The sequence below is a fragment of the Hydrogenovibrio sp. 3SP14C1 genome, assembly GCF_029625905.1.
Classification (GTDB): domain Bacteria; phylum Pseudomonadota; class Gammaproteobacteria; order Thiomicrospirales; family Thiomicrospiraceae; genus Hydrogenovibrio.
The window spans coordinates 111,556-133,108 of record NZ_JARTLM010000009.1; the positions used below are offsets into that span (position 1 = coordinate 111,556).

22 protein-coding genes and 1 tRNA gene are annotated in these 21,553 nt (G+C 41.8%); 22 read left to right on the plus strand and 1 reads right to left on the minus strand.

Features of this window, described 5'->3' with window-relative positions; translation table 11 throughout:
* The 6 genes from trpA to P8629_RS09110 all read left to right on the plus strand — a co-directional run bounded on the left by trpA (position 1) and on the right by P8629_RS09110 (position 6,373).
* On the plus strand, positions 1-819 hold the full coding sequence (trpA, locus tag P8629_RS09085) for a tryptophan synthase subunit alpha (protein ID WP_278165811.1): 819 nt from the start codon (positions 1-3) through the stop codon (positions 817-819).
* Positions 820-883: 64 nt separating this feature from the next.
* A complete protein-coding gene (accD, locus tag P8629_RS09090; RefSeq protein ID WP_278165812.1) occupies positions 884-1,738 on the plus strand; it encodes an acetyl-CoA carboxylase, carboxyltransferase subunit beta in 855 nt (284 codons plus the stop codon).
* A gap of 24 nt (positions 1,739-1,762) precedes the next feature.
* Positions 1,763-3,040, plus strand: coding sequence for a bifunctional tetrahydrofolate synthase/dihydrofolate synthase (folC, locus tag P8629_RS09095; RefSeq protein WP_278165813.1), 1,278 nt, complete (start codon positions 1,763-1,765; stop codon positions 3,038-3,040).
* Positions 3,033-3,635 (plus strand): SPOR domain-containing protein, encoded by a 603-nt coding sequence (locus P8629_RS09100; protein WP_278165814.1) that lies wholly within the window; start codon positions 3,033-3,035, stop codon positions 3,633-3,635. The genes folC and P8629_RS09100 overlap by 8 nt, the downstream gene beginning before the upstream one ends.
* Positions 3,636-3,678: 43 nt before the next feature.
* Entirely contained in the window at positions 3,679-5,190 is a 1,512-nt protein-coding gene (gene purF, locus P8629_RS09105) for an amidophosphoribosyltransferase (protein ID WP_278165815.1), read from the plus strand.
* Positions 5,180-6,373: an O-succinylhomoserine sulfhydrylase gene (locus tag P8629_RS09110; protein ID WP_278165816.1), complete on the plus strand. Its 1,194-nt coding sequence runs from the start codon at positions 5,180-5,182 to the stop codon at positions 6,371-6,373. The genes purF and P8629_RS09110 overlap by 11 nt, the downstream gene beginning before the upstream one ends.
* Positions 6,374-6,424: 51 nt before the next feature.
* On the opposite strand, the gene yhbY is transcribed toward P8629_RS09110, so the two are convergent.
* Positions 6,425-6,730 (minus strand): ribosome assembly RNA-binding protein YhbY, encoded by a 306-nt coding sequence (gene yhbY, locus P8629_RS09115; RefSeq protein ID WP_278165817.1) that lies wholly within the window; start codon positions 6,728-6,730, stop codon positions 6,425-6,427.
* Between the two features lie 178 nt (positions 6,731-6,908).
* Here yhbY and rlmE point away from each other — a divergent pair, with 178 nt between their 5' ends.
* From rlmE to nuoI, 16 genes are all read left to right on the plus strand, one after another.
* Complete coding sequence (gene rlmE / locus P8629_RS09120; protein ID WP_278165818.1) at positions 6,909-7,529, plus strand: 23S rRNA (uridine(2552)-2'-O)-methyltransferase RlmE; 621 nt, start codon at positions 6,909-6,911, stop codon at positions 7,527-7,529.
* 149 nt (positions 7,530-7,678) lie between these two features.
* Positions 7,679-9,634, plus strand: coding sequence for an ATP-dependent zinc metalloprotease FtsH (gene ftsH, locus P8629_RS09125; protein ID WP_278165819.1), 1,956 nt, complete (start codon positions 7,679-7,681; stop codon positions 9,632-9,634).
* A gap of 60 nt (positions 9,635-9,694) precedes the next feature.
* A complete protein-coding gene (gene folP / locus P8629_RS09130; RefSeq protein WP_278165820.1) occupies positions 9,695-10,522 on the plus strand; it encodes a dihydropteroate synthase in 828 nt (275 codons plus the stop codon).
* Between the two features lie 24 nt (positions 10,523-10,546).
* Positions 10,547-11,881 carry a phosphoglucosamine mutase gene (gene glmM / locus P8629_RS09135; RefSeq protein WP_278165821.1) on the plus strand — a complete coding sequence of 445 codons (1,335 nt, stop codon included), beginning with the start codon at positions 10,547-10,549 and terminating at the stop codon, positions 11,879-11,881.
* A 71-nt stretch (positions 11,882-11,952) separates the two neighbouring features.
* Positions 11,953-12,714 carry a triose-phosphate isomerase gene (gene tpiA / locus P8629_RS09140; RefSeq protein WP_278165822.1) on the plus strand — a complete coding sequence of 254 codons (762 nt, stop codon included), beginning with the start codon at positions 11,953-11,955 and terminating at the stop codon, positions 12,712-12,714.
* 1 nt (position 12,715) lies between these two features.
* Entirely contained in the window at positions 12,716-13,039 is a 324-nt protein-coding gene (gene secG, locus P8629_RS09145) for a preprotein translocase subunit SecG (protein WP_278165823.1), read from the plus strand.
* Between the two features lie 18 nt (positions 13,040-13,057).
* Positions 13,058-13,142 (plus strand) — tRNA-Leu (locus P8629_RS09150).
* Between the two features lie 98 nt (positions 13,143-13,240).
* Positions 13,241-13,597 carry an NADH-quinone oxidoreductase subunit A gene (locus P8629_RS09155; protein ID WP_278165824.1) on the plus strand — a complete coding sequence of 119 codons (357 nt, stop codon included), beginning with the start codon at positions 13,241-13,243 and terminating at the stop codon, positions 13,595-13,597.
* On the plus strand, positions 13,588-14,064 hold the full coding sequence (locus P8629_RS09160) for a NuoB/complex I 20 kDa subunit family protein (RefSeq protein ID WP_011370241.1): 477 nt from the start codon (positions 13,588-13,590) through the stop codon (positions 14,062-14,064). Before P8629_RS09155 ends, P8629_RS09160 begins: the two co-directional genes overlap by 10 nt.
* Before the next feature lie 24 nt (positions 14,065-14,088).
* Complete coding sequence (locus P8629_RS09165; RefSeq protein WP_278165825.1) at positions 14,089-14,760, plus strand: NADH-quinone oxidoreductase subunit C; 672 nt, start codon at positions 14,089-14,091, stop codon at positions 14,758-14,760.
* Positions 14,761-14,773: 13 nt separating this feature from the next.
* Positions 14,774-16,027 carry an NADH-quinone oxidoreductase subunit D gene (locus P8629_RS09170; protein WP_278165826.1) on the plus strand — a complete coding sequence of 418 codons (1,254 nt, stop codon included), beginning with the start codon at positions 14,774-14,776 and terminating at the stop codon, positions 16,025-16,027.
* A complete protein-coding gene (gene nuoE, locus P8629_RS09175; protein ID WP_278165827.1) occupies positions 16,024-16,518 on the plus strand; it encodes an NADH-quinone oxidoreductase subunit NuoE in 495 nt (164 codons plus the stop codon). Before P8629_RS09170 ends, nuoE begins: the two co-directional genes overlap by 4 nt.
* Before the next feature lie 4 nt (positions 16,519-16,522).
* On the plus strand, positions 16,523-17,803 hold the full coding sequence (gene nuoF / locus P8629_RS09180; RefSeq protein ID WP_278165828.1) for an NADH-quinone oxidoreductase subunit NuoF: 1,281 nt from the start codon (positions 16,523-16,525) through the stop codon (positions 17,801-17,803).
* Positions 17,804-17,859: 56 nt separating this feature from the next.
* Entirely contained in the window at positions 17,860-19,962 is a 2,103-nt protein-coding gene (nuoG, locus tag P8629_RS09185; protein WP_278165829.1) for an NADH-quinone oxidoreductase subunit NuoG, read from the plus strand.
* Between the two features lie 18 nt (positions 19,963-19,980).
* Positions 19,981-21,045: an NADH-quinone oxidoreductase subunit NuoH gene (gene nuoH / locus P8629_RS09190; RefSeq protein WP_278165830.1), complete on the plus strand. Its 1,065-nt coding sequence runs from the start codon at positions 19,981-19,983 to the stop codon at positions 21,043-21,045.
* 10 nt (positions 21,046-21,055) lie between these two features.
* Entirely contained in the window at positions 21,056-21,547 is a 492-nt protein-coding gene (nuoI, locus tag P8629_RS09195; RefSeq protein ID WP_278165831.1) for an NADH-quinone oxidoreductase subunit NuoI, read from the plus strand.
* Positions 21,548-21,553 lie beyond the last annotated feature (6 nt).

Below are 21,553 nucleotides of genomic sequence, written 5' to 3' on the forward strand. Positions count from 1 at the left end.
ATGAACAGAATTGATACGACGCTGAGTGATTTAAAATCCAATAACAAAACTGCGTTAATCCCTTATATTACGGCGGGTGATCCTAAGCCAGAAATGACCGTTAACTTAATGCATAGCTTGGTGGAGCAGGGCGCCGATATGATTGAACTCGGTGTCCCTTTTTCGGACCCGATGGCTGATGGCCCTGTGATTCAAAAAGCGGTTGAGCGTGCTTTGACTCATAATGTGAGTTTGAAAGATGTGTTGAGTTATGTTGTAGAATTTCGTAAAACGGATTCAAAGACGCCTGTCATTTTAATGGGATATTTAAACCCGATTGAAGCGATGGGGAGTGATATTTTTGCCAAAGCTGCCGCTAAAGCGGGAGTAGATGGTGTTTTAACCGTTGATATGCCACCAGAAGAAAGTGAAGGATATTTTGAAAACCTATCACAAGCACAACTCAACCGAATCTTTCTTGTCTCTCCGACAACGCCAGATGGGCGTCTTAATGCAGTGAGTGAGAAGGGAAGCGGGTTTGTTTATTATGTTTCTTTGAAGGGCGTCACCGGTTCCAAAGCTTTAGATGCAGATGATGTTGCTCACCATGTAGGGCATTTAAGAGAAAAAATCTCAATGCCTGTGGCGATTGGGTTTGGAATTCGAAATGGCGAAACTGCTTATCAGATGGCTAAACTAGGCGATGCGATTATTGTTGGTTCCGCTTTAGTTAGCTTGATAGAACAGAATGCTTCCGCTGACGCCGCTGTCATTCAAAAGGTATTAAGTGATAAAATGTGCGAATTCAGACAAGCAATTGATAAAGCAGATAACGAATAAAGATTAGATTGTGTCAGTTTTTATAACAGGCACACAGTAAGAACAAAACTCTTTGGAGAATAAAATGAGTTGGTTTGAAAAGATTTTACCGAGTATTAAACAAGTGGCGGAACGTAAGAAGAATGTTCCTGAAGGGCTATGGACCAAATGTCCTAAGTGTGAAAGTACTTTATATCGTGCTGAAGTCAGACGTAACTTAGAAGTGTGCCCAAAATGTGATCATCATATGCGATTAGGGGGGCGTGACCGTTTAGAAGCTTTTTTTGATGAAGGCACAGGTGTTGAGATTTCGGCAGAAGTTACCCCCGTTGATGCGCTAAAGTTTAAAGATTTGAAACCCTACAAAACGCGTATTGCCCAAGCGCAAAAAGCTACGGGCGAAACCGATTCTTTTATCACGATGACGGGAAAAATCCAAGGTTTGAATATCGTGGCGGGTGCATTTGAATTTAAATTTATGGGCGGTTCTATGGGGTCGGTCATGGGTGAAAAATTTGTTCGCGCAGTAAACGAAGCGATTGAACAAAAATGTCCTTTAATCGTTTTTTCCGCCAGTGGTGGTGCTCGAATGCAAGAAGCATTATTTTCTTTGATGCAAATGGCAAAAACCAGTGCGGCTTTAGGCCGTTTACGAGCAAATAAATTGCCATTTATTTCTGTGTTGACGGATCCAACGATGGGAGGTGTTTCAGCCAGTTTTGCGATGTTAGGTGATTTAAATGTTGCAGAACCGAAAGCCTTAATCGGGTTTGCAGGGCCACGTGTTATTGAGCAAACTGTACGTGAAAAACTTCCAGAAGGATTTCAACGCAGTGAGTTTTTGCTAGAGCATGGCGCAATTGATCGAATCATTCACCGTCATAACCTAAGTGAAGAACTGGCATCAATCTGTCGCATGTTGTTACAAAAGTCAGCGTGAAGATAATCGGGTGAATTCAATTAAGTGAAACCCACTGAAACGACTTCTTTAGCGGTATGGATTGATTGGTTGATTTCGTTGCATGCAGATGAAATTGATCTTGGGATTGATCGGGTAAAATCCGTCGCAATAGCGATGAATTTGATACCGATAAAGCCTGTTGTTATTTCAGTTGCCGGCACCAATGGAAAAGGCTCAAGTGTTGCGATGCTGACTTCAATCTATGAGTCGGCAGGATATCAAGTTGGGGCGTATACTTCGCCGCATTTGTTACGCTTCAATGAGCGCATTCGAGTTCAAGGTCACTTGGCTGACGATAAACAAATCGTGCAAGCTTTTTCTGCTATTGAAGCTGCTCGCGGCGAGACCAAATTAACCTATTTCGAATTTTCTACCTTGGCTGCTTTATGGGTTTTTGCAAAATATTCTTTGGATGTTGTTTTGCTTGAAGTCGGTTTGGGAGGGCGATTGGATGCGGTGAATTTAGTGGATGCAGACGCCAGCTTAATTACGGCTATTGATGTTGATCATGAAGACTGGTTGGGCAGTGATCGGGATCAAATTGCATTAGAAAAGGCCGGTGTTATGCGAGCTGGCAAGCCATCCGTTTGTTCAGACGATAATATTCCTGATACATTGTTACGCTATGCTGCAGAACAAGCCGTGCCTTTAAAAAGGTTATCTAAAGACTTCTTTTATCAAAAAAATAACCAGGCCTGGTCGTTTCTAGATCCTCAAAAAAAATCAGTTTATCCGGCGCTAACCTTACCGGCGCTTTCAGGCGAGTTTCAAATTCAAAATGCGGCGGGTGTTGTTGCTTTGATTGAATCCTTACAGTCCGAATTGCCTGTGTCATCCGAACAGCTATCTGAAGGATTAAGTTGTGTCAAACACTCAGGTCGTTTACAAAAAACTCGATTAGGACACCAGGATTGGTTGGTTGATGTAGCGCATAATCCTCAAGCAGCGAGTGTTCTTGCAGATTATCTAAAACAAAACTCAATTCAGGCAGATGCCATTTTTTCGGTGTTGCAAGATAAAGATGTACTTCCAATGATTGAAGTCGTTAAACCTTATATCAAAAAATGGTCTATCGCTGATTTAGCGGTTCCACGGGCTATGTCAGTCGATCAGCTTGAAACAGTGTTACTTCAATCGGGCGTATTGCCTGAGAATATTGTAAAATATTCTGATATTTCAGAGGCCGTTGCTTTTAACCGTCAAACATCGGAAAAAGATGTTTTAGTCTGGGGTTCTTTTTTTACTGTTTCACAAACGTTGGCTTATTTTCAGAATGATTGATTTAGAATCTGATCAAGATTTATCGAACCATACGGTTCTGAAGTATCGCTTAACGGGAGCCATTTTCTGGTTGGGCTTGTTGGTCATAATTGTTCCTATTTGGTATAGCAATCCAGTTAATTTTGATCCTATTAAACAAGATGAAGCATCTGTTAAAAAATCGGTATTGATTGAAAAACCTTTTGTTTTGCCTCAAGATCAGACAAAAGAAACAACTGACAAAAAAATAATAAATCATTCAAGCGAGGAGCAAGTAAAATCGTCTTCTCAAAAAAACGATGCAATGGCTCAAAAAGAAAAAGCACTTTCTGATATGGGAAAGAGCAATATCAGTCGGAAGAGCGCTGATGTTGAACAGTATGAATGGATTATTCGTTTAGTGGCTTATCGAAAGAAAGAATTGGCTGAAGCCTTACAGACACGTTTGAAATATGATTATGAGACCTTTGTTAAACATTTTCCTGAAAATGATTATTACTCTGTAAGAGTCGGTCCTTATATTTCCAAAGCAGAAGCCATAAAAGATCAACAACGTTTGGATCGTATTTTACGAATTCAATCGGAATTGGTTAAGTTAAAGCAATCACCCAAATAACTTAATCATTAAAGCTGGGTAAAGAAATCGGAGAAGTATCGCCATGTGTGGGATTGTTGGAATCGTATCAAATTCACCTGTTAACCAAGAACTTTATGATGCCTTGACTGTTTTGCAACATCGAGGGCAGGATGCTGCGGGAATCGTTACATGTGATAATGGTCGTTTATACCAGCGTAAAGCGAATGGGATGGTGAAAGATGTCTTTCGAACCCGTCACATGAGAGATTTGCGTGGGAAAATGGGCATTGGTCATGCTCGTTATCCTACCGCCGGCTCGGCTTCAAGTGCTGAAGCGCAGCCTTTTTATGTTAACTCTCCTTATGGCATCGCAATGGGACATAACGGCAATATTACGAATGCCGAACAGCTCAGTAAAGAGATTTACGAACAAGATTTGCGTCATCTGAACACCAACTCCGATTCTGAGGTCCTTCTTAATATTTTTGCGCATGAATTAATGCAGCAGAAAAAGTTGTTCATTGATCCAGAAGATATCTTTAACGCCATTCATCGTGTTCATAAACGTGCCCGTGGTGGTTATGCTGCGGTAGGGGTGATTCCTAGCATGGGGATGTTTGCTTTCCGTGACCCATTTGCTTTAAGACCTGTCGTTGTCGGTAAAAGAGAAACCCAAGCAGGTATCGATTATATGGTGGCATCTGAAAGTGTTGCACTGGATGCTGCAGGTTATGAATTATTGAGAGATTTAGAACCGGGTGAAGCTGTTGTGATCACCGAGCAAGGTAATATTCAGTTTAAGCAGTGTGCCGATAATCCTCAGTACAGCCCATGTATTTTTGAATTTGTTTATTTTGCTCGCCCGGATTCAATGATTGATGATATCTCCGTTTATAAGTCACGTTTACGAATGGGTGAAAAGCTAGCTGAACAGATTATGCGCGATTGGCCTGATAATGATATTGATGTGGTGATGCCGATTCCTGATACCAGTCGTACTTCTGCTTTGCAGCTTGCTGATAAGCTTGGTAAGCCTTATCGTGAAGGGTTTATTAAGAACCGATATATCGGTCGTACCTTCATTATGCCTGGGCAAAAACAGCGTAAAAAATCAGTTCGTCAAAAGCTGAACCCGGTGCCGCTAGAGTTTGAAGGCAAAAATATTTTATTGGTTGACGACTCGATTGTGCGCGGCACCACTTCGGGCGAGATTGTTCAAATGGCGCGCGATGCTGGTGCTGAAAAAGTGTACTTCGCTTCAGCCGCGCCCGCAGTTCGTTATCCTTATGTATATGGTATTGATATGCCAAGTGCTTCAGAGTTGGTGGCGAATGGTCGTGAAATTGAAGAAATTGCGGAATATATCGGTGCAGATAGGTTGTTCTATCAGGATCTGGATGACTTGATTGAAGCGGTTGGGCAAGGGAATAAGTCAATTAAAGAATTTGATACATCATGCTTTAGTGGGTGTTATGTGACGGGGGATATTACCCAAGAATATTTGGACTCGTTGGATGAGTCACGCAATGATGATGCTCAGTCAAAACAAAAGACAGTCGGGCAGGAGCCAGTAGGAATTTATAATGGCGGATAAAGGTGTTGAAGAGTATGAGCTTGAAACCCTCGCGATTCGTGCAGGGTATGAGCAAACACATGAACAAGAAAATTCTGAAGCCATTTTTCCGACCTCTAGTTTTCGCTATCAATCAGCGCAGCAAGCGGCTGATCGATTTGGTGGTGTTGAGAAAGGAAACGTTTATTCTCGTTTTACCAACCCAACAGTTCGCACCTTTGAAAACCGTTTAGCGGCACTGGAACAAGGTGAAAGTTGTGTCGCAACCGCTTCTGGGATGTCGGCCATTTTGTCGACTTTTATGGGGTTGTTGGAGTCGGGAGACCATATCGTGTCTTCACAAAGTGTTTTCGGTACCACTCAAGTCCTGTTTAATAAGTATTTAAAAAAATTCGGTGTCGAGATTACATTTGTTTCTCAAACGGATTTAAAGGACTGGCAAAAAGCGATTCAACCGAATACCAAAGCATTATTTTTAGAAAGCCCATCCAACCCTTTGACAGAAGTTGCAGATATTTCGGCATTAGCAGAATTGGCGCATCAAAATGATGCTTTGTTGGTAGTCGATAATTGTTTCTGTACACCCGCATTACAAAAACCTCTGACGTTGGGGGCGGACATTGTGATTCATTCGGCAACTAAATTTTTAGATGGTCAAGGTCGAGTTATTGGCGGGGCGGTTGTCGGGTCTGAGGTAATTGTGGAGGATGCCGTAAGAGGTTTCCTACGAACAGCAGGACCGACTATGAGTACATTTAACGCTTGGGTGTTTTTGAAGGGGTTAGAGACCTTGTCCATTCGTATGGAAGCACACTGTCAACGCGCTCAGCAATTAGCAGAGTGGCTTGATCAGCATGAAGCGATAGAAAAAGTTTTTTATCCTGGATTGGTTTCGCACCCACAGTACGCCTTAGTTAAGCGTCAACAAACTGGAGCAGGTGGACTTCTTTCATTCCGAGTAAAAGGCGGACAAGCGGAGGCATGGAAGGTGGTTGATTCGATTAAAATGGTGTCGATCACGGCTAATTTGGGCGATGTGAAAACCAGTATTACCCATCCTGCTACGACTACACATGGACGAATTAGTCCTGAAGAGCGTGTTAAAGCCGGGATTACTGATAATTTGTTGAGAGTTTCGGTGGGGCTTGAATGTCTTGACGATATTAAAGCAGACTTGGATAGAGGATTAAGTCAGCTCGTCTAAGGGATGCAACCGCCTCATGAGTACAAGAGTGAGGCGGTTTTTTTGAAATGACTACTTTGGTAGTTGAAGTTCAGACTCTTCACTTTGTCGGAAAATAACAACGGTTTTACCAATTGATTGAACCAATTGTGCACCTGTGTTTTGCAAAATATAATCGATAATTTCTTTTCGATCAGATCTTTCAGCCGAAGCCATTTTAATTTTAAGTAGCTCATGGTGCTCTAGTGTTTTTTCAAGTTCTTCCATTAAGCTTTCAGTAACGCCATTGGCGCCGATAATGATGATAGGGTTTAAACCATGTGCAATTCCTTTTAAGAATTTGACTTGGTTTTTAGAAAGTTTTTTGCTTTGTGACATTGATTTTCCAAAACTTATTATTATGAAGTATCAAACAAGATAGCTTTTTAAGCTGACGGGTTTGAAAATTAATTCTAATCTCACTGTTGAGATAGAAAAGAAGCAGTTTTATGAGTGCCTTCTTTCAAGCTGCTCATTTAAGCATATATATTCTATAGGAAAAAGTGATTTAAAACTAATGGCAAGAAGTAAATCAAGTGCAGGGTGGCTAAAAGAGCATTTTGACGACTATTATGTGAACAAAGCGAAACAAGATGGTTGGCGTTCCCGTGCTATTTATAAATTACAAGAGATTGATGAGAAGGATCATCTGTTTTCCAAGGGGATGACGGTCATTGATTTAGGGGCCGCTCCGGGGGGCTGGTCGCAGTGGACGACTCATCAGGTTGGAGAAGATGGACGCGTGTTTGCGTTGGATCTTTTACCAGTTGAGCCTTTTGCAGGGGTGACGTTTATTCAAGGAGATTTTCAGGAAGATGATGTCTACCAGTCTCTACTGGATGCTTTAGATGATCGCGAAGTGGATTTGGTTATGTCGGATATGGCTCCGAATATGACAGGAAACAAAGGGGTTGATATTCCCCGAGCGATGTACTTGGTGGAGCTTTGTGTTGACTTGGCCGATCAAGTACTGAAACCTAAAGGCGACTTGTTAATGAAAGTCTTTCAAGGTGAAGGCTATGATCAGTTATTAAAAAGCTTACGTGAAAAATATCAAAAAGTATTAACGCGTAAGCCCAAAGCATCACGCCCAAGAAGCAAAGAGATTTATTTGTTAGCGCGTGGAAAAAAAGCCTAAAACAGGCTGGCTATCGAACTGAGTAATTACGCTTAGATAAGTTAAAAACACGGATTTTGTGTTTATGTATAAAGAATATTAATGTGTTTTTGTGGTAAAGTTAACTTCATAAATACAAAATAGAATGTTGATGATTCCGAAGGTGAATTATGAAAAATGATATGTTAAAAAATATTTTAATTTGGACGGTTGTAGCGACCGTTATGCTGTCCATTTTTAACCATTTCAGTGGTCAGAAACTGAATGGGAGTTCGCAGCTCGCTTATTCGGAATTTATTGACCGTGTGCGTGATGGATCTGTTAGCCAAGTGTCGATTGAAGGTGGCACTATCCATGGTGTTTACACGGATGGAAAAGCATTTACAACCTATAACCCTGGTGATGCAGGGTTAATGGGTGACTTATTGAACAACAATGTAAAAGTGGTTGCTCGTCCACCTGAAAAACAAAGTGTGTTGATGCAGATCTTTATCTCTTGGTTCCCAATGCTGCTATTGATTGCAATTTGGATATTCTTTATGCGTTCTATGAGTGGTGGCATGGGGGGCAAAGGTGGCCCGATGTCATTTGGTAAGAGTAAAGCGCGTATGCTGAGTGACGATCAAGTTAAAGTGAATCTGGATGATGTTGCAGGTGCGGACGAAGCGAAAGAAGAAGTCGGTGAAATTGTAGACTTCTTAAGAGACCCTGAAAAATATCAGAATTTAGGTGGAAACATCCCTCGAGGTGTCTTGATGGTCGGACCGCCTGGAACAGGTAAAACGCTGTTAGCAAAAGCGATTGCAGGGGAAGCTAAGGTGCCTTTCTTTAGTATTTCCGGATCTGACTTCGTTGAAATGTTTGTCGGTGTTGGTGCTTCTCGTGTCAGAGATATGTTTGAACAAGCAAAAGCGCACTCTCCTTGTATTATCTTTATTGACGAGATTGATGCAGTCGGTCGAAGCCGTGGTGCAGGAATGGGTGGCGGTAATGATGAGCGTGAACAAACATTAAACCAAATGCTGGTTGAAATGGATGGGTTTGAAGGTAATGAGGGTGTGATTGTTATTGCTGCAACCAACCGTGCAGACGTACTTGACCCGGCCTTATTACGTCCTGGTCGATTTGACCGACAAGTAACGGTTGGATTGCCAGATGTTCGTGGTCGTGAACAAATTCTAAAAGTACATATGCGTAAAGTGCCTTTAGCGGATGACGTTAAGCCTGCTTTAATTGCACGTGGAACCCCTGGGTTTTCTGGGGCAGATTTGGCAAACTTAGTAAATGAAGCAGCGCTTTTCGCAGCGAGAAGCAATGATCGTTTAGTGACTCAGAAGCACTTTGAGAAAGCCAAAGATAAAATCTTAATGGGTGTTGAGCGTAAGAGTATGGTGATGAGTGAAGATGAGCGTAAGCTGACTGCTTATCATGAAGCTGGGCATGCCATTGTTGGTTTTGTTGTGCCTGAGCATGATCCGGTTTATAAGGTAAGTATTATGCCTCGTGGGCGTGCACTTGGGGTTACGATGTACTTGCCTGAGGAAGATGCCTATAGTTACAGCAAGCGTAAATTAGAAAGTCAGTTGTCGAGTTTGTATGGTGGTCGTATTGCTGAAGAAATGATCTTTGGTAAAGAAGCGGTTACCACTGGCGCGAGTAACGATATTATGAGAGCGACCCAAATTGCTCGTAATATGGTTACTAAGTGGGGGCTCTCGGAAAAGCTTGGGCCTCTTATGTATGAAGAAGAAGACAATGGCTCTTTGATGGGAACCTCGCGAAATGCGAATGTATCGAGTGAGATTTCAAATGAAATTGACTTAGAGATGCGTAATTTTATTGATCGTAACTATCAAAGAGCTGAAAAAATCTTAACCGAGAATATTTCGGTTCTTCATGCAATGGCAGCAACTTTGTTGAAGTATGAGACGATTGATTTTGATCAGATTAAAAAGTTGATGGCTGGTGAAGATCCTGGTAAACCTAAAGATTGGGAAGAAAGTTCTGATGATCAAGATGGCACTTCTCACTCTGATTCAGAAGTAGATTCGGTCTCAACGCCAGATACAAAAACTGATTTAAGCTCAGATGATTCAGTCGAAAATGGCGAGCCAAAGTTACATTAGTCTGTCGGTTGATTTGATATAAAACCCCTTGAATGGGGTTTTTTTTATGGAGAAAGTTAAGTGACATTAGCTGATAAATTACATGATCCTGCACTCGGACACTCGCTGGTGATGGGGATTTTAAATGTCACGCCAGATTCTTTTTCAGATGGTGGGCAGTTTAATTCGATGGATGCTTTAAAGCAGCAGATTGAAAAAATGTCGATTGCCGGAGCAGATATTATTGATATTGGTGGAGAATCGACCAGGCCTGGTGCGCAAGAAATAAGTTTGCAAGAAGAGTTAGATCGGGTTCTACCAGCAATTGAAGCTGTTAAAGAAATGTCGGATGTCTATATTTCGATTGATACTTATAAGCCTGAGGTGATGAAGGAATCCATTCAGTTAAAAGTCGATATGATTAATGATGTGAATGCCTTGCAGGCTAAAGGTGCAATCGAGGTTGTAAGAGAAGCTGATGTTGTAGCTTGTTTAATGCATAAGCAGGGCCATCCAAAAGATATGCAGCAATCACCTGAATATGAAGAAGGTGTTTTTGAAGCCGTTTATCAGTTCTTGTCTAAACAAAGTATGCATTGTTTAGACGAAGGCATTAAATCAGAAAATATCGTAATTGATCCTGGGTTTGGGTTTGGTAAAAAACTACCTCATAATGTAGAGCTTTTTGAAAGGTTAGAGGAGTTTTCTAGCTTACAATACCCTCTGCTCGTTGGTGTATCACGCAAAACCATGATTGGTGAATTATTGGATGGCGCTCCAGTTGACGATAGAGTGGTTGGAAGTGTTTCTGCTGCTGTTTTAGCCAGCATGAAGGGCGCCAAGATTTTAAGAGTACATGATGTTAAAGAAACAGTGGAAGCAGTGAAAATTGCAATGGCTTTGCTTTAAGTCATTTATGGATAGGTCATAAGAATGAAAAAAGAAAAAAAATATTTTGGGACGGATGGTATCCGAGATCAAGTTGGTAAGGGATTGATTTGTCCTGATAAAATTCTAAAGCTTGGCTGGGCAACCGGAAAAGTCATCAAAGATCATGGCGAGTCGGTTGTGATGATTGGTAAAGACACTCGAATTTCCGGCTATATGTTCGAGTCTGCTCTGGAAGCTGGATTTATTGCTGCTGGTGTTGATGTTATGTTGCTTGGTCCGATGCCTACTCCTGCGATTGCTTATTTGACCCAAACTTTTCATGCAGATGCCGGAATTGTTATCAGTGCATCCCATAATCCACATTGTGATAACGGCATAAAGTTTTTTTCAGCAAAAGGTCAAAAAATATCTGACGCTACAGAGCATGAAATTGAAGCGGCATTTGAGCAAGACTTAAACATTGTGTCCTCTTCTGATCTAGGGCGTGCAAAACGTATCGAAGACGCTGCTGGTCGTTATATAGAGTTTTGTAAAAGCACTTATGATGGTGCTAAAAAGCTAGATGGGCAAAAAATTGTTTTGGATTGTGCTCATGGAGCCACTTATCATATTGCACCCATGGTCTTTAAAGAGTTGGGAGCGGAAGTTGTTGCGATAGGCGTTGATCCGGATGGTATCAATATCAATCAAAATTGTGGCGCAACCGATTTGGCACAGTTGCAAAAGAGAGTTGTGGCAGAAAAAGCGGATTTTGGGATTGCATTTGACGGTGATGGCGATCGAGTGATGATGGTCGATGGTCAAGGAGAAGTGGTTGATGGGGATGAGATTTTGTATATTCTCGCAACTGGAACAAACCTACCGGTAAAAGGGGTTGCTGGTACCGTGATGAGTAATTTGGGCTTAGAAAATGCCTTGAAAGAAAAAGGTATTGAGTTGGTCAGAACGCCAGTTGGAGACCGATATGTCATGGAAGCGCTTCGAGAAACAGACTGGTTTTTGGGTGCAGAATCGTCTGGCCATGTCTTGTGTTTGCATAAGACAACGACCGGTGACGGGATCGTTGCAGCGCTTCAGGTGGTTTCAATTATGATGAATACGGGTAAATCATTGACTGAATTGCGACAAGGGATGACAAAATATCCACAAAATTTACAAAATGTTCGTGTTGACAGTAAAGCAGGTTTGAATACAAATGAAGCGCTTAAAAAAGCGGTGGAAGCATCCGAAGAACGTATGGCTGGCAAGGGTAGAGTGTTGATTCGAGCCTCGGGCACCGAAGCTTTAATTCGTGTGATGGTTGAAGGGGAATCTGAATCAATGGTCGAAACCGAAGTAAAAAGGTTGGTGGAAGTAGTTAAAACAGAATTTTGTTAAAATTGTCAAGATTGTTTTTTTAAAAAGAAACCGCTAATATAGGCGGAATTTTGCGTCGGAGACTAAACATAATGAGACAGTTATTTGTTGCTGGTAATTGGAAAATGCATGGTGATAAAGCATCCATTAAAACACTTGTGACTGGTTTGAATGCGAAAGCAGACAGTGTTGGGAATGCGTTGGTAGCGGTATGTCCGCCTGCAATTTATCTTGATTATACAAAAAACTGTTTAATGGCGGATAATATTGCAATGGGCGGTCAGAATATGGCAATTGAGCCTGTGCAGGGTGCTCATACAGGTGAAACATCAGCGGCTATGCTAAAAGATGTTGGGTGTCAGTATGTTATTTTAGGCCATTCAGAGCGTCGCGCTATCTACGGTGAGACAGATCAAGAGATTGCGCAGAAAGTTAAAACGGCACTGGATTCTGGATTGACGCCTATTTTGTGTGTGGGCGAAACCCTTGAAGAACGTGAGTCAGGTCAATTGGAATCAGTCATTTCTCAACAGTTGGATGCAGTCATTGCTGAAGTTGGAATTGATCAGTTTTCGGGTGTTGTGATTGCTTATGAACCAGTATGGGCGATTGGTACAGGAAAAACCGCAAGTGCTCAGCAAGCACAAGATGTTCATGCGTTTATTCGCGGGCAATTGGCAAAGCTAAATGCGTCAGTTGCTGAAAAAGTTATTATTCAATACGGTGGAAGTGTTAAGCCAAATAATGCTTCTGAATTATTTAGTCAGCCAGATATCGATGGTGGATTGATTGGTGGTGCTTCATTAAATGCAGATGACTTTATCGCAATATGTCAGGCTGCAGGAGAGCAATAAAATGTTTCAAATTATTCTGGCTATTCATTTAGTCATTGCATTTATTCTGATTGTTTTAGTCTTGCTGCAACAAGGTAAAGGCGCCGATGCGGGTGCTAACTTTGGCGGTGGTGGGTCTTCACAATCAGTGTTTGGTAGTGGTGGGTCTAATAATTTTATGTTGAAAATGACGTCTGTGGTAGCCGTTATTTTCTTTATAACCAGTTTAGCACTTGCCTACTTAGGTGCTCAGCAAGCGAAAGGGTATCAGAGTGTGGTTCAAAAACCTGCTGCAGAGCAGAAAACGACTGATTCTGATACCAATGAGCCAGTTGTACCAAACTAAAGTAGTAAGAAAGAATTTGCCGATGTGGTGGAATTGGTAGACACGCTATCTTGAGGGGGTAGTGGCGAAAGCTGTGCCGGTTCAACTCCGGCCATCGGCACCATATTAAATAGCGTTATGCTAACTGTTGATCAGGTGGTTACTTAATAACCCCTAAAGTGTTAGAGCAATCGGCTCTGAACTAGAAGAGGCTTGAAACCTATGCTAGAAAATTATTTACCTATCCTGGTATTTGTTGTACTTGGCGTTCTTTTCGGAATAGGGCCTATTTTAATAGGTTATTTATTAGGTCCTCAGCGGCCTGACTCTGAAAAGCTTTCCCCTTATGAGTGTGGGTTCGAAGCATTTGAGGACTCCAGAATGAAGTTTGATGTTCGCTTTTATCTGGTAGCGATCCTGTTCATTATTTTTGATTTGGAAATTGCATTTCTATTTCCGTGGGCAGTTGCATTAGAAGAAGTTGGTACATTTGGCTTGCTAGCCATGGGTGTTTTTCTAACATTGTTGGTAGTCGGTTTTATTTATGAGTGGAAGAAAGGAGCGCTGGAATGGGAATAGAAGGCGTCTTAAAAGAAGGGGTGGTCACCACTTCAGCTGATAAATTAATTAACTGGGCACGTACAGGGTCGTTATGGCCGATGACATTTGGTTTAGCCTGTTGCGCAGTAGAAATGATGCATGCAGGTGCCTCAAGATATGACTTGGATCGTTTTGGTATTATTTTTAGACCGAGTCCGAGACAGTCAGATGTCATGATTGTTGCTGGAACTTTGGTGAATAAAATGGCACCGGCATTACGTAAAGTCTATGACCAGATGGCTGAACCAAGATGGGTTATTTCAATGGGGTCATGTGCGAATGGCGGTGGTTACTATCACTATTCATATTCTGTTGTAAGAGGATGTGATCGTATTGTTCCAGTTGATGTCTATGTGCCAGGTTGCCCTCCAACAGCGGAGGCCTTGCTGTATGGCATCATTCAGTTACAAAATAAAATTAAACGCACAAATACCATTGCGCGATAACGTCAAGCAGAGCGGGAAAAGTTTATGAAACAATCTGTTTTAGATTTACAAGCGACGATTCAAGAGACACTGGGCGATGCGATTGTTGTTTCTGAGATCAAGTTTGATGAATTAACAGTGGAGTTGGCTCCAGAACAGTCATTATCGGCGCTTACTAAACTAAAAGAAAATTTGGGCTTTGATCAACTTATTGATGTTTGTGGGGTTGATTATCTGGCTTTTGGTGACGTCACTTGGGAAACACGCAAAGCGGCCAATTCTGGCTTTAGTCGCGGCGTTTTTGATTTTGCTGAAGAAGAGGGCGAGGTTGATACTAATATCCCTCGTCGTTTTGCAGTGGTATATCAACTGTTATCAGTTGAAAATAATCGCCGTGTTCGGGTGAAAGTCTACCCACAAGATACACAAATGCCAATGGTTGATTCTGTTGTTTCTGTATGGAACTGTGCGGATTGGTTTGAACGTGAAGCGTTTGATTTGTTCGGTATTTTGTTTAATGGTCACCCTGACTTACGTCGAATTTTGACTGATTATGGTTTTGTTGGGCATCCATTACGTAAAGACTTCCCTTTGACCGGTCATGTTGAAATGCGTTATGACGCAGAAAAAGGCCGTGTTGTTTATGAACCAGTCACGATTGAAAACAGAGTGAATGTTCCTCGAGTCATTCGTAATGATGTAGAGCCAAAAGGATAAGTAGAGAATAATTATGTCAGAAATTCGTAACTATACCCTGAACTTTGGTCCACAACATCCTTCCGCGCATGGTGTGTTGCGTTTGGTTTTGGAATTAGATGGTGAAACCATCGTTCGCTCTGATCCTCATATTGGATTATTGCACCGTGGTACTGAGAAATTAGCAGAATATAAACCCTACAATCAGTCAATTGGTTATATGGATCGTTTGGATTATGTCTCTATGATGGCCAATGAGCATGCGTATGTCATGGGGATTGAAAAAATGTTGGGCATCGAAGTCCCTGATCGTGCACAGTATATTCGAGTGATGTTTGATGAAATTACTCGAGTTTTGAACCACTTAATGTGGTTAGGTGCGCATGCTTTAGATATCGGCGCAATGACCGTGTTCTTATACGCTTTTAGAGAGCGTGAAGATCTAATGGACTGTTATGAAGCCGTTTCCGGCGCACGTATGCATGCTACCTATTATCGTCCAGGTGGTGTCTATCGTGACTTGCCGGATACGATGCCTAAGTATGAAGAATCAAAATGGCATTCAGGTAAAAAATTAGATAAGTTGAATGAAACTCGTGAAGGGTCTTTGTTGGACTTTATTGAAGCGTTTACGGAACGTTTTCCAGGTTATGTCGATGAATATGAAACATTATTGACGGATAATCGTATCTGGAAACAAAGAACAGTAGATATTGGTATTGTTTCGCCTGAAAGAGCACTGCAATTAGGCTTTACCGGGCCAATGCTTCGTGGATCTGGAATCGCTTGGGATTTACGTAAGAAACAGCCTTATGAAGTGTACGATAAACTAGATTTTGATATTCCAGTTGGTGCGACAGGGGATTGTTATGACCGTTACCTAGTCCGTGTTGCGGAAATGCGTGAATCTAACAAAATTATTAAGCAGTGCGTTAAGTGGCTGAAAGAAAATCCAGGCCCTGTTATTTCGGATGATCATAAAATTACGCCGCCTTCACGTGAGGATGCTAAGTCAAACATGGAAGCACTGATTCATCACTTTAAACTGTTTACGGAAGGATATTCTGTGCCAGAGGGTGAGTCCTATACCGCTGTTGAACATCCTAAAGGTGAGTTTGGTATTTATATGGTGTCAGATGGTGCGAACAAGCCTTATCGCTTAAAAGTAAGAGCGCCTGGTTTCGCGCATTTAGCCTCTTTAGATGAGATGGCAAAAGGTCATATGATTGCTGACGTGGTCGCTATTCTCGGAACACAAGATATCGTATTTGGGGAGGTTGATCGATGAGCTCAACTGTAGAAAACATTATTCAAGGTTCTGTGAAAGAGCGTATAGACCGTTGGGTTGCTCGCTATCCAGATGATCAACAGCAATCTGCTGTTATGGCAGCGTTACGTATTGTTCAAGAAACGAACGGTGGTCATTTAACCACTGAGTTGATGAATCAGATTGCAGAATATCTCGATATGCCTCCTATTGCTGTTTATGAAGTCGCGACTTTCTATGGTAATTATGAGCATGAACCTGTCGGGAAACACAAGATTTGTTTGTGTAATAGTATCTCTTGTATGTTACGCGGAAATGAAGACATTCTGGCGCACATGGAAAAGAAGCTGAATATCAAGACAGGTGAAACCTCTGCAGACGGCCGTTTTACAATTAAAAAGGTTGAATGCTTAGGCGCTTGTGGTGGCGCACCTATGATGCAAATCGGTAAAACATACTATGAAAATTTAACAGAAACATCTGTTGATGAAATTTTAGACGGGTTGGAGTAATCGAATGGTTCATCAAAATGAAAACTGTTTCCGTTTAAACCACCTGGACAACTCGTGGGATATTGAAACTTATATCGCCAACGGTGGTTACGAAGTCTGGAAAAAAGTATTAGCAGGTGAAATGTCACCTCAAGAAATCATTGACGAAGTGAAAACGTCGAATATCCGTGGACGAGGCGGGGCTGGATTCCCGACTGGGTTGAAGTGGAGCTTTATGAACCGCGCAGCACCTGGACCTAAATACATCGTCTGTAACTCAGATGAAGGGGAACCAGGAACCTTTAAAGACCGTGATATTTTGCGTTACAACCCGCACGCACTTGTAGAAGGTATGATGATTGCCGGTTACGTCATTGGTGCCTGTGCTGGGTATAACTATATCCGTGGTGAATTTTGGGAACCTTACCAACGCTTCCAAGGGGCAATTGATCAAGCTCGAAAAGCTGGTTTATTAGGTAAGAATATTCTTGGGTCTGGTTATGATTTTGATCTGTTCACCCATTTGGGTGCTGGGGCTTATATTTGTGGTGAAGAAACGGCATTGATTGAATCCCTTGAAGGAAAGAAAGGTCAGCCAAGATTTAAACCACCTTTCCCAGCCAGTTATGGTTTATATGGTAAGCCAACCACGATCAACAATACAGAAACACTGGCGTCGATTCCAATGATTCTTGCGAAAGGTGGAGACTGGTTCTGTGATTTGGGTGTGCCGAATGCTGGTGGAACGAAATGTTACTCTGTATCGGGTCACGTAAATAACCCAGGTAACTTTGAAGTTCGTATGGGAACACCGTTTAAAGATTTATTAGAGCTAGCAGGCGGCATTTGGAAAGGACGTGAATTAAAAGCGGTTATTCCAGGTGGTGCTTCAACGGCCATTCTTCCTGCGGAAAAAGCGCTGGCAATGAATATGGACTATGATTCGATTGCAAAATCGGGCTCGTTCCTAGGCGCCGGCTCCGTCATCATTATGGATGACCAAACAGATATTGTAAAAGTTATGGAAAACCTAAGTCATTTCTATTGGGATGAGTCGTGCGGTCAATGTACGCCTTGTCGTGAAGGAACAGGCTGGTTATACCGAGTCTTGAAAAGAATTCGTTCTGGTAAAGGACGTCCTGAAGACATTGAAGCCTTAAAAGATGTCTCAGGTAAAATTATGGGGCGTGTTATTTGTGGTTTAGGGGATGCAGCAACGATTGGTTTAACCAGTGCGTTGGAGCATTATGAACATGAATTCCGTCATTACATTGATCACGGTTGCAGCATTTACGACAAACAGTAATCACTGTTTTTGTTAAGTGCGTAAGATGCCCCCAAATAAAAGTTTAGGTTTAAATTATGGTAAAAATTGAGATTAACGGACAAATGGTTGAAGCTCATGAAGGCGACATGCTGATAGATGTCGCTGATGATGCTCAAATCTCTATTCCACGTTTCTGTTATCACAAAAAACTTTCGATCGCTGCCAACTGTCGTATGTGTTTGGTTGAGGTTGAAGGTGCACCGAAAGCATTACCTGCTTGTGCAACGCCGGTAACAGACGGCATGAAAGTTCATACCAAATCTGAAAAGGCAGTTTCTGCGCAGAAATCGGTTATGGAATTTTTACTGATTAATCACCCTTTGGATTGTCCAATTTGTGACCAAGGTGGTGAGTGTGAGTTACAAGACGTTGCGATGGAATATGGCGATGATGTCTCGCAATATTCAGAAGCCAAACGAATTCTAGGTGATAAAAACATCGGTCCACTGATTCATACCGATATGACGCGTTGTATTCACTGTACACGTTGTGTTCGCTTTGGTCAGGAAATCGGTGGCATGATGGAGCTTGGTGCAACGGGTCGTAGTGAGTGGATGGAAATCGGAACCTATATTGAAAAATCCGTGACCTCTGAACTCTCAGGCAACATGATTGATCTTTGTCCGGTAGGTGCTTTGACGTCCAAACCTTTCCGTTATTCAGCACGTCCTTGGGAGTTAAAATCTCATAAAACGATTGCACCACATGACAGTATCGGGTCTAACATTATTTTACATTCCAAGAACAATGTCGTGAAGCGTGTTGTACCGGATGAAAATGAATCAGTAAATGAAGTGTGGATTTCTGATCGCGATCGTTTTTCTTATGAAGCGTTAAATAGTGATGATCGCTTATTACACCCTATGATCAAAGAAAAGGGTCAGTGGAAACAGGTTGATTGGGAAACCGCTTTAGCTTATGCCGCGAAAAAACTAAAAGAATATAGCAGTGCAGACGCTTCTAAAGTCGGTGTACTGGCATCGCCTAACGCAACCTTGGAAGAGTTCCATCTACTGCAAAAATTGGCTCGTGCAGTTGGCGTTGAAAACTTAGACCATCGTTTACGTCAAACTGATTTCAGTTTGGATAAAACAGGAATTGTAGCGCCTAAGCTTAACCATTCGTTAAAAGATATAGAGTCTTTGGATAATGTTTTACTGGTGGGGTCTTATTTAAGAAAAGAAATTCCATTACTAAACCTCCGTGTACGTAATGCTCATTTAAATGGTGCGATTGTTTCCGCGGTGAACCCAATTGATTTTGACTTTAATTTTAAGCTTAACCAACAATTGGTTTCTGAGAATCTGGTAAATGAGTTAGCGGGGATTGCCAAAGCGGTCGCGGATCTAACTGCTAAAAATGACCAGGCCTGGCTGAAATCGATTGAAGCAACCGATGCTCAAACGCAAGTTGCAAAAAGCCTAGTGGATGCTAAGAATGCTTCAATCATGGTGGGACAGATCGCTCAAATGGATAAGCATTATGCAGAAATTATCAAATTAGCGAATCTGATCGCTGACATGACCTCTGTGCAATTGAATATTCTGCCTGTTTCAGCCAATGAAGTTGGTGCACATATGACTGGTTTTGTTCCTAAAAATGGCTTGAATGTTTCTGGGATGATGACGGGAAATATGAAAGCTTTCATTAACTTAGGAATTGAACCTGAACAAGATGTTCAAGACGGAAGTTTGGCGCTGAAAGCCATGCAAGATGCAGAATGTGTCATCAACCTAACAGCCTTTGACACAGCTGCACAACGCGATTATGCCGATATTATGTTACCGATTTCAACATTTGCTGAAACAGCAGGTACTTTTGTGAATGCCTGTGGCTTAAAACAGTCGTTCAAAATGGCGGTAGAACCCCAGGGTGATGCCAAGCCTGCTTGGAAAATCTTTCGAGTACTTGGCAATATGCTTGAGCTAGAAGGGTTTGAATATACCCATGCTAATCAAGTCATGGCAGATGTGATAGATCAAACCACATCAGTTAATTTATCTTCAGAAACCATTGAGTTGCCGGAAGATGCTGATTTAATCGGAACACAATTAATATCTATGTATCAAGCGGATGCTTTAGTAAGACGGTCTCCGTCATTACAAGCAACCCCTGATGCCCAGGTTGTGACAATTTAAGGATAGAGGATAAAAAATATGTTTGATGCGTTACAAGCCTGGCTTTCCTCATTTCTATTTGATTGGTTAGCTGTTTTAATTACTTTGGTTTTACAAGCGGTTGCGGTTATTTTACCCGTGCTGATTACCGTTGCATGGTTGACTTATGCTGAGCGTAAAGTGATTGGTTATATGCAAGTACGAATGGGGCCAAACCGAGTGGGTCCCGGCGGATGGTTGCAACCGATTGCTGATGCAATTAAAGCCATGACGAAAGAAGTGGTGATTCCGGCTCAATCGAATAAATATCTCTTTATTATCGCGCCTATTTTAGCGTTGGCCCCTGCGATTGCAGCTTGGGCGGTTATTCCGTTTGATGCTAATGGTGTTGTTGCGGCTGATATTAATGCTGGTGTGCTTTATGTTTTAGCGGTTGCTTCGATTGGGGTGTACGGAATTGTTATTTCTGGTTGGGCTTCCAACTCTAAATATGCCTTCTTAGGTGCCTTACGTGCTTCTGCACAGAAAATTTCTTATGAAATTGCAATGGGCTTTGCTTTAGTGACTGTACTAATGGTCGCTGACACGATGAACTTAACCGGTATTGTTGAAGGGCAACAAGGTGGTATTTGGAATTGGTACTGGATTCCTTTGCTTCCAATGTTCTTTGTTTATTTCATTTCTGGCCTAGCTGAAACAAACCGTGCGCCATTCGATGTGGCAGAAGGGGAGTCAGAAATTGTTGCCGGTTTCCATGTTGAATATTCCGGGATGGCTTTTGCTGTATTCTTCTTAGCGGAATACGCCATGATGATTCTGATTTCATTTATGACAGCCATCATGTTCTTAGGTGGATGGTATTCACCTTTCGAGGGTGTTCCTGGTTTAGAGTCTGTCTTTAGCTGGGTGCCTGGTTTTGTCTGGCTGTTCGCTAAAGTTGCTTTCTTATTGTTCTTGTTCTTATGGTTCCGTGCGACCTTCCCGCGCTATCGCTATGATCAAATCATGCGTTTAGGTTGGAAAGTACTAATTCCTGTCACGATCGTTTGGGTCTTTGTGGTGGGTGTCATGGAATATTTTAAAGTTAGTCCTTGGTTCAATTAAGAGGTTAAAAATGATTGCATTTATTAAACATCAAGTAAAAACCTTTGGATTGATTGAATTATTCAAGGGGTTAGCTGTAACGGGTAAGTATTTATTTAAAAAGAAAATTACTGTTCGTTACCCTGAAGAAAAGACACCTTTATCTCCACGTTTCCGTGGTCATCACGCCTTACGTCGTTATGAGAATGGTGAAGAACGTTGTATTGCTTGTAAGTTGTGTGAAGCAGTGTGTCCTGCAAATGCGATTACCATCGAATCTGAAGAACGTGAAGATGGTACACGTAGAACAACACAATATGATATTGACATGTTTAAGTGTATTTATTGTGGTTTTTGTGAAGAAGCTTGTCCGGTAGATGCGGTTGTTGAGACACGAGTGTTTGAGTATGAGTTTCACGAACGTGGTGCGCATATTTTGACCAAAGATCAACTTCTGGCATTTGGTGACAAGCATGAAAGCCAAATTGCTGCGGATCGTGCGGCGGATGCTAAGTATCGTTAATTTATT